This window comes from Reyranella sp., from assembly GCF_050185545.1.
Lineage (GTDB): Bacteria > Pseudomonadota > Alphaproteobacteria > Reyranellales > Reyranellaceae > Reyranella.
In genome coordinates this window covers 1-8,289 of record NZ_JBFWZI010000261.1, presented here as the reverse complement: position 1 = coordinate 8,289, position 8,289 = coordinate 1, and the positions used below count along the sequence as shown (strand labels likewise).

Sequence of the window (8,289 nt, the reverse complement as noted above, 5' to 3'; positions counted from 1 at the left end):
GCTAGGGCCAGACGGCCGGAGTCATCGTCGCGCCGCGCTGAGGCTGTAGGTCATCGGCAGCACCAGGATGATCGGGTCGCCCGGCATGTCGAGCGGCACGGGCGGGAACTGGCCGGCCTTGCGGATCGTCTCTGTTTCGGCCGCATCGATGGCGGGCCAGCCGCTCGAGGTACCCACCCTGATCGCGAGCACCTGCCCGGTACGGGCGACGGTGACGCGCATCACCACGCGGCCCTCCTGGCGGTTGCTCGCGGCAGCGGCGGGATAGATGCGATGCCGGGCGATCTGGCGGGCGACCCGCGACAGGTAGTCGTTGCGTTGTCGCCCCTGGCCGACCAGGACGTCGCCCGGTTGCGGCCCGGGCACCGGTGACGGCATGGTCGCCGGCGCCTGCGTCGGAGGTGGTCGGTAGGACGAAGGCGGCGCTGGCCGGGGCGGTGCCGGCGCGGTGCGCTGGACTGCTGACGCCGGCGGGCGCGGCGTCGCTCGCCGGGCAAACTCCTGCGCGGTGGGCGCCGGTGGTGGCGACGGAGGCGGTGGAATCGAGAACTCGAAGCGCGGCAGAGCAGCGACCGGCTCGGGCTCCGGCGGTGTCGCCGACGGAGGTTCCGGTCGTGGCGTCGGCTCCGGCGCGGGTGTCGGCGCCGGTGCGGGCGCCAGCGCTTGCTGCGGCTCCGGAGCGGGCGCCGGCGTTGGCGCCGGTGCGAGGGCCTGTCGTGGTTCGGCCTCCTTGGGGGGCTCATTCGACGGCTGCGGGCTCGCCGCTTCGGACTCCGCCGGCGGTCCGGGTTTCTCCGGCGCCTGCAGGCCGACATTCGATGGCGATGAATCGAACATCAGCATGATCGGCTCGTCCCGTGACTCGTGCGGTCGATGAGGCGCAAACCACCAGATCGCGCCGGCGACTGCCGCATGCAGCACGATCGCCAGCGCCAGCGCGCTCGGCGGCATCGGGCGCGATTGCCGGGACACGAGACTGATGTCGGTCATGGCGCCCCGCTCGCTCAACGCGGGTCGTTGCGCCGGAAATTGAGCGGAACAGTAAAGACGTGCCGGTCGCCGCGTATGTCGGCCGGCAGCGGTGGATAGGGCGAGGCCTGGCGGGCGATTTCGAGCATGGCCGCATCGACGGACGCGCAGCCGCTCGACTTGGCGACGCTGACGTCGAGCAGCCGACCATTGCGGGCGATCGTGAATCGCCCGACGACCTCGCCTCCACCAATGTCGGGGCAGATCTTCGGCTGGAAATGGTACTGAGCCATCTTGCGCACGACCGCCCAGAAATAATCCTCCCTCACCTTGCGCTCGCCGTAGGCCTCGGCCGGGTTGACGAAGGTAGGAGCGGTCGAGCGCGACGCCTGCTGCTGCGAGCTGGGCGGTGCCCTTTGTGGCAGGTTCGACAACGGCGAGGAGAAAAGCTGCGGACGTTGCGGCGGCGCTTGCTGCGCCTGCTGAGGTGGTGGTGGAGGCTTGGCTACAGGCGCCGGCGGAGCCGCTTGCGGTACCGGCTTGGGCGGTGCCGGCTTGGCCGGTGGCGGCGGTGGCGCGGGAATCTCACGCGCAGTCACCGGCGGTGGCGGTGCCTCGATCGACGGCAGCGCGCTTTCCAGAGTAGGCGCCGGCCTGGGCGGCGGCGGTGGCGGAGGCGGCGCGGGGATCTCGCGCGCGGTCACCGGCGGCGGCGGTGCCTCGATTGGCGGCAGGGCGCTGTCCAGGCTTGGCGCCGGCGGTGCCGGGGGCAGCGGTGGCGCCGGCGGCAGCTGTGGCGCCGGAGGGAGTGCCAGCGCCGCCTGCTGCTGCGATGGTTGGGGCTGGTTCTCCGCTTTCTGCTGCTGCGATGGTTCGGGCTGGTTCTCCGCCTGCTGCTGCTTCGACGGCTCGGTCTTGTCATCCGCTTGCTGCTGCTTCGACGGCTTGGGCTGGCTCTTCGCCTGCTGCTTCGGCGACTCGGGTTCATTCTCGGCTTCGAGTGTCTTGGCCGGCTCTTCCGTCTTCTCCGGTTCCGGCTTCTGCTCCGGCTGCGGCTTGGTCTCGGGCCCTGGCTTGGCAGGCCCGGCCTCCACGACAGGGGCCGGCTGGCTGGCGGCAGTCTGCGGCTTGGTCTCCTCGGGCTTGACGATCTCGGGCTGGGGCGACTCGGCCTTGGGAGGATCCGGTTGCGTCGCCTCCGGCTTCGTCGGCTCCTGCCTTTCGGCGTCGGCCTTGGTCTCCGGCTCGGCGGCCTTGGGTGCGGCCGGGCCGGCGCTGTTCGGCTCCTTGGTCGCCGTCGCCTTAGGGTCGGGCGGCTGGGCGCCGAGCTGGGCTTTTGGGTCGAGAGTGACGCCGATCGGCGCCGACAGCGGCCCCGGACGCGAGGGTGCCGGCTGCGACGGGGCCGGTGCGGCGGGAGGCGGTGGCGGCGTTATGGCCGCTTCCTGGACTGGCGGAACGACGGGCGCCGGTGTCGGCGGGGTAGGCGGAGCCGGCTCCCGCTCCATCGTGATCTCGATCGGGTCGTCGACTGCCCGATCGACGTGGCTCAGCGGCGAGACCCACCACAGGGCCAAGCCCACGACGCCGTGCAGCACGGTCGCCAGCACCAGGGCGGTGGGAGACATGTGGTCGGAGCGCGTGTAGCTGAGACTGACTGCGTGGGCCACGGTGCCCCCAGTTTTACGACCCGGCCGGTGCGGCCGCTAGAGTGCATTCCCTTCGACTGCAACCAGCCGAACGGAAAGTGTCTGTTGCGACAACCTGCCTCCGGGGCCCTAGTTGATCGGCTCGGACTTGTAGACGCCCCACAGGGCGGTGCGCTGGATCCAGCCGCTGACGCTCGATACCCGGACGCGGCACCAGTCGCCGTTGCAGGATCGGATCTCGCCCATGACTTCCGGTTCCAGCCTGGCGACGATCTCGGCGGAGGTGGCCGGGGTTTTGTGCAGGCTGGCTGTCTTCGACGCCACGATGAAGCTGCGCTTGCCGGTCAGCAGGCCCTGATAGACCCACCCGCTGGCGCCCTGCCAGTCGCGGATTTTGCGCCAGTTATCGTACTCGGCGACGATCTCGACCGGCATGCCCTTGCGCTTGAACACCCATTCGATGGGATAGCGCGGGCCCGGCCCGGTGCGGACATTGATCTCGTCGGATTTGAGCGAGGCAAAGCGCGGGATCGGCAGGCCCGATCCCTTGCGCTGGGTGGCGGCCGTTGCCTTGTCACCCGAGCGGGCACCCTGAGAGGTCGCGACGCCCGGCAGTGACAGGGCGATCACAGCCACGAATGTCGCCCAAAGTGTCGGCGTGGGTCGAATTCCCATCACCTGCTCTATACCTCAATTCTTCGTGACGATCGACAAGCGGCTGATAATGCGTGCTTTTCGGTCGCGTCCTGCAATCGCCCGCGGTTGCTGGACAAGGCACTTGGGGAATTGCTAATCGGGATTCCCGCCGCCAGCAGCACGGTACAGATCGTCCATGCCGTCCAGTTCCAAGAAGAAGCCGCTGGTGATCGTCACCCGGAAGCTGCCCGACGCCATCGAGACGCGGCTGATGGAGCTGTTCGACACGCGGCTCAATGCAGATGACAAGCCTCTGGCCTTCGGTGAGCTGGTCGAGGCGGTCAAGACGGCCGACGTGCTGGTGCCCACCGTCACCGACCGCATCGACAGCCGCGTCCTGTCGCAGGCCGGCCCGCGGCTCAAGCTGATCGCCTCGTTCGGCACCGGCGTCGACCACATCGACCTCGACACGGCGCGCCAGCGCGGCATCACCGTCACCAACACGCCGGGCGTGCTGACCGAGGATACGGCCGACATGTCGATGGCGCTGGTGCTGGCGACGGCGCGGCGCATGGGCGAGGGCGAGCGCCTGGTGCGCGCCGGCAAGTGGACCGGCTGGAGCCCGACGGCCATGCTGGGCAGCCGGCTGCTGGGCAAGCGCATGGGCATCGTCGGCATGGGGCGCATCGGCCAGGCGCTGGCTCGCCGCGCGCGCGGCTTCGGGCTCGCCATCCACTATCACAACCGCAAGCGCCTGCACGAGGACATCGAGCGCGAGCTCGAGGCGACCTACTGGGAAAGCCTCGACCAGATGCTGGCGCGCATGGACATCGTGTCTGTCAACTGCCCGCACACGCCAGCGACCTTCCATCTCTTGTCGGCGCGACGGCTGAAGCTGATGAAGGCCAGCGCCATCATCGTCAACACCGCGCGCGGCGAGGTGATCGACGAGAACGCGCTGGTCCGCATGCTCAAGGCGGGCGAGCTGGCCGGCGCCGGCCTCGACGTCTACGAGCACGAGCCGCAGGTCAACCCCAAGCTCGTCGAGCTCGACAACGTCGTGCTGCTGCCGCATATGGGCTCGGCCACGCTCGAGGGCCGCATCGACATGGGCGAGAAGGTGCTGATCAACATCAAGACCTTCGCCGACGGCCACAAGCCGCCGGATCGCGTCCTGGCGACGATGTTCTGAGCGGAGCGGCGTTCAGAATTCGTCGCCTATTGGCTTCACCATTCACGATCGTACTGCCGAACAAGGCAGGTCCGTTGCCGCGCTCGGGATGACACATTCTTGGGCTGGGTGCGCGCCACTCCAGTGGCGCGGTCATCGTCGATCACACAAAGACGCGACACTGGAGTGGCACGCCCCCAGCGCCGTGATGTCATCCCGACCCCGGGGGCACCTTTCCTTTCTCCATCCTGTAGTCGACGAAACAGGCGTCGAAAAAGTCACAGGCTCTCGGAAGTGGCCGCACGAACGAGCCATTTCGGTTGGTGCCCGTTCCGCTTTCCAATTGTTCCGCTATCTCCTTCCCGCAAAGCGACAGCCATGCCGGGCGGCAAGGCACGAGGATCATCATGACGAGGGCGGCCGAGGGGCGGCGTGCAATTGATTGCACGGGAAGTGACTGCATAGTCGAGCCCGCCCGCTCCTGCGGAGTTATCGCAGCAGTCGGATGCCGCTGCGCCGGACGTGGACCACTCTGTCTGGAGGGATCCACGTGGCTGGTGGACGATTCTATTTGCATGGCCCCGAGGAGGGCGCGGCAGTCTGGTCCCTGTTGTGGTGCTGGAAATTCCCTGATCCGGTGCTTCAACTCCCTGATCTGGTGCAAGCACTTCCCTGTTCCGATTCCCTGCTCCGGCGGGGCGGCGATGCGAAAGATGCCGATGGAATCGGCATTTTCGGCTGGTCGCGGCAGGGCTTTTTGTTCGGGAACAGGGAATTTTCGCCGCCTGCAATTTGCACTCGCCGGCCATCGCATGGAACCGCCGGCGCCCCGATCCCATCGCAAGGCGCCTCGCCCGCACCGGCTACAGATCGCCTTCGACCATCTCGCGGCTGCGATTCTCGATCAGGACGTCGCGCGTCGAGCGGCCGACCTGGGCGCCGATCAGGATGGTGAGCGACGTCCAGTACATCCACACCATGATGGCGGCGATGCCGGCGGCGGCACCGAACGCCGAGGTGAGCTGCGTCACCTCGAAGTAGAAGACCAGGGCGCGGTTGCCGGCGGCGAACAGCAGGGCATTCACGGCGCCGCCGATCAGGGCGTAGCGCCACGGCACGTCGACGGTCGGCAGCCACTTGTAGACCAGCGTGAAGAAGGCCGACAGCAGGCCATAGTGCACGAACACCGACGTCGCCGGGCCGATCCATACGCCGAGCACGGGAAAGGCCTCGAGCGCACCGGCATAGGCGGAGAGCAGCACGCTCGCCAGGATTACGGCGATCAGCAGCACGCCCAGCACGATCATCAGGGCGATGGCCAGCAGGCGCGATTTCAGGCTGGCCAGCACCGGATGAATATGGCGCGTCTTGCTATCGCGCCAGATCGCGTCGATGCCGTCGTCGAGCTCGACGAACACCCGCGTGCCCGTATAGATCAGAACGCAGGCGCCGACGACGGCGGCGATGCCTCCGCCCTTGAACAGGTCCTCCGAGGCGAACCGGCGGATCATGGCGAGCTGCTCCGACGCCACGACAGTGCTCAGCGCCTCGAACACCGCCTCCTGCGCCATCAGGCGGCCGACGAACGGCTCGGCGACGGCGATGGCGAAGATCATGATCGGGCCGATCGCAAACATGGTATAGAACGCCATCGCCGCCGCCGACGTCGCCAGCCGGTTGTCGAAGTAGCCGTATCCGGCCGAGAGGGCGATGCGCCAGAGCTTGCCGAGCATCGTCGACGAAAATGGCATGGGTCAGCGCAGATGGGCGATGGCGTTGGCGTAGTAGGCGAGCACCGGCCGGTCGGCTGCGACCGCGGCATAGAGCCCGTCGCTTTCCGCCACCAGGTGGCGCAGCGCCAGCATGCGCAGCCCGACATGGAAGGCATAGTCGCGGTCGCCGCGCGGCACGTAGATCTTGGCGCCACGCTCCTCGAAGTGGCCCATCAGCCGGGCGGCGCGCGCCTTGAGCTCGAGCTCGTCGATCGGCTGCTCGGTCTCGAGCAGCACCGTGGCGATCAGCGATACCGGCAGCACCGGCACCAGGCGGGCGATCTCGGCCATCACGTCGTGCGCCAGCCGGCCGATGATCTCGAAGCGCTGCTCCTTGTCGAGGCCGCGCAGGTCGCCGCCGACGGTGGCGGCGTTGCCGGCGAGCCAGTCGCGCGCCGACACCAGGCCGCCGAAATTGACGCAGGCATAGCCGAAGCGGAACCAGCGCCCGCGCAGCATCAGGCCGAGCTGGCCGAGCCAGAACCCGAGCGTCGTCGAGAGCACGAACCAGGTACTGCGCCGCCGCGCTTCGCGATCGAGCGATCGCAGCAGGGTGCGGTCCTCGAGCACGCGATCGTAGTTCAGCGCCACCGGTACGAAGACGATGTCGTTGCCTCCCTTCGGGTCGAACGATTTCAGCATGTAGTCGAACAGGCCGAGCCTGGGCTCGCGCAGCTTGCCGTCGCGCGTGAGCCCGCCCTCGGGATACATCGCCTGGGCGACGCCGGCCTCGGTCGCCATGTGGACGTAGCGCTCGAGCACGCGGCGGTAGACCGGGCTGTTGGAGTTGCGGCGCACGAAGTAGGCGCCCATGGCGCGGATGAGCTGCTGCAATGGCCAGATGCGCGCCCATTCGCCGACGGCGTAACTCAGCGCCGTGCGCTCGGCTGCCAGGAAGGCGACCAGCACGTAGTCCATGTTGCTGCGATGGTTCATGACGAACACCACCGTGGTGTTCGGCGCGACGCCTTGCAGGATGCGCGGGTCGGCGAAGCCCAGCCGCACGCGATAGAGGAAACGGGCGACGGCGCGGGCAATCGAGTAGCCGACGCGGAAATAGATGTAGGCGTTGAAGGTCGGCACGATCTCGCGCGCGTAGCGCTGGACCTCGGCCATCGCCGCCTCGCGCGGCAGGTTGCTGGCGCGGGCGTGCTCGTTGGCGGCGGCGACGACCTGCGGGTCGTAGACCAGGCGATCGATCAGCACCTGGCGGCGCGTCAGCTGGAACGGCTTGATCTCGACATCGAGCCGCTGGTTGACGCGCTCGATCAGCCGGTTGAGCCGGCGGCGCAGGAACCAGCGGCCACTCGGGATCAGCAGCCGGTCGAGCAGCGACCACAGGGCGAAGCCAGCCAGCGCCGCCAGCAGCCACAGCGGAACGGCGACCGGCTCGCCCATCGACCGGCGGCCGCGGCTCAGTACTGCCGCAAGCCGACGCCGGCCACGACCAGCAGGATTCCGGCCACGGTGAGGACGACGATGGTGCCGGTGGCACCCAGGAACCGTCCCATGGGGATGACGCCCAGGATGCCGCCGGCATGAAGCGCCCGGGCGACCAGCAGCACCAGCGACAGGACCGCCGTGACCATGAAGCCGTAGAAGTCGGCAGCCAGGTAGATCAGCAGCAGGCAGAGCGGGGCGAACTCGACCAGGTTGGCGTGGGCGCGGATCGCCGCCAGCATCTCCGGATCGCCGCCATCGCCGAGGAAGATCTTCTTGCGCCCGCGCAACCGGCCGACATGCAGCGACAGGGCGACCGTCAGCAATCCGAGCAAGCCCGCGCAGACGAAAAACACCGGCATCCAGAGACCTCCCCGTCGATTGGGCATTGTATGGCGATATTGGTGACGGGCGAAAGCAAGGGCTTCTCTTTCTCCTCCCCAGCGGAGCTGGGGTGTCCGCGTCTTCGCGGATGGAGGGGATCATGACTCATGTGGACCGCGGGCGTCCCGCCCGCTCTTACTCATGATAATGAGCGGGCGGGACGCCCGCGGTCCACGAGCCATGACCCCTCCGCCTGCCTGCGCGAAGCCGAAGCGGCTTCGCTTCGGGGAAGGCAGGTCGCCGCGTGACGGCGACACCTCCCCAGCGA

Annotated in this window: 7 protein-coding genes; 1 reads left to right on the top strand and 6 read right to left on the bottom strand. The window is 68.3% G+C overall.

The window, feature by feature from the left end; genetic code table 11:
- Positions 1-21: 21 nt before the first annotated feature.
- The 3 genes from AB7O82_RS35320 to AB7O82_RS35310 form a co-directional block, all read right to left on the bottom strand.
- Positions 22-990 (bottom strand): TonB family protein, encoded by a 969-nt coding sequence (locus tag AB7O82_RS35320; protein ID WP_428621581.1) that lies wholly within the window; start codon positions 988-990, stop codon positions 22-24.
- 14 nt (positions 991-1,004) lie between these two features.
- On the bottom strand, positions 1,005-2,639 hold the full coding sequence (locus AB7O82_RS35315) for a TonB family protein (RefSeq protein ID WP_428621579.1): 1,635 nt from the start codon (positions 2,637-2,639) through the stop codon (positions 1,005-1,007).
- 108 nt (positions 2,640-2,747) lie between these two features.
- The gene (locus AB7O82_RS35310; protein WP_428621578.1) at positions 2,748-3,254 is read right to left on the bottom strand and encodes an SH3 domain-containing protein; all 507 of its coding nucleotides are present in this window, start codon (positions 3,252-3,254) and stop codon (positions 2,748-2,750) included.
- Positions 3,255-3,450: 196 nt separating this feature from the next.
- On the opposite strand from AB7O82_RS35310, the gene AB7O82_RS35305 reads away from it, so the two are divergent.
- Positions 3,451-4,446, top strand: a complete 996-nt coding sequence (locus AB7O82_RS35305; RefSeq protein ID WP_428555130.1) for a 2-hydroxyacid dehydrogenase — start codon at positions 3,451-3,453, stop codon at positions 4,444-4,446.
- Positions 4,447-5,288: 842 nt separating this feature from the next.
- Here the strand turns inward: AB7O82_RS35305 and AB7O82_RS35300 are convergent.
- Genes AB7O82_RS35300 through AB7O82_RS35290 form a run of 3 tightly spaced genes read right to left on the bottom strand, consistent with a single transcriptional unit; the run spans position 5,289 to position 7,999 of the window.
- Positions 5,289-6,176, bottom strand: a complete 888-nt coding sequence (locus tag AB7O82_RS35300) for a YihY/virulence factor BrkB family protein (RefSeq protein ID WP_428555127.1) — start codon at positions 6,174-6,176, stop codon at positions 5,289-5,291.
- A 3-nt stretch (positions 6,177-6,179) separates the two neighbouring features.
- Positions 6,180-7,595: a 1-acyl-sn-glycerol-3-phosphate acyltransferase gene (locus AB7O82_RS35295; RefSeq protein WP_428555124.1), complete on the bottom strand. Its 1,416-nt coding sequence runs from the start codon at positions 7,593-7,595 to the stop codon at positions 6,180-6,182.
- A gap of 17 nt (positions 7,596-7,612) precedes the next feature.
- Positions 7,613-7,999, bottom strand: a complete 387-nt coding sequence (locus AB7O82_RS35290) for an MAPEG family protein (protein ID WP_428555121.1) — start codon at positions 7,997-7,999, stop codon at positions 7,613-7,615.
- Positions 8,000-8,289: the final 290 nt, after the last annotated feature.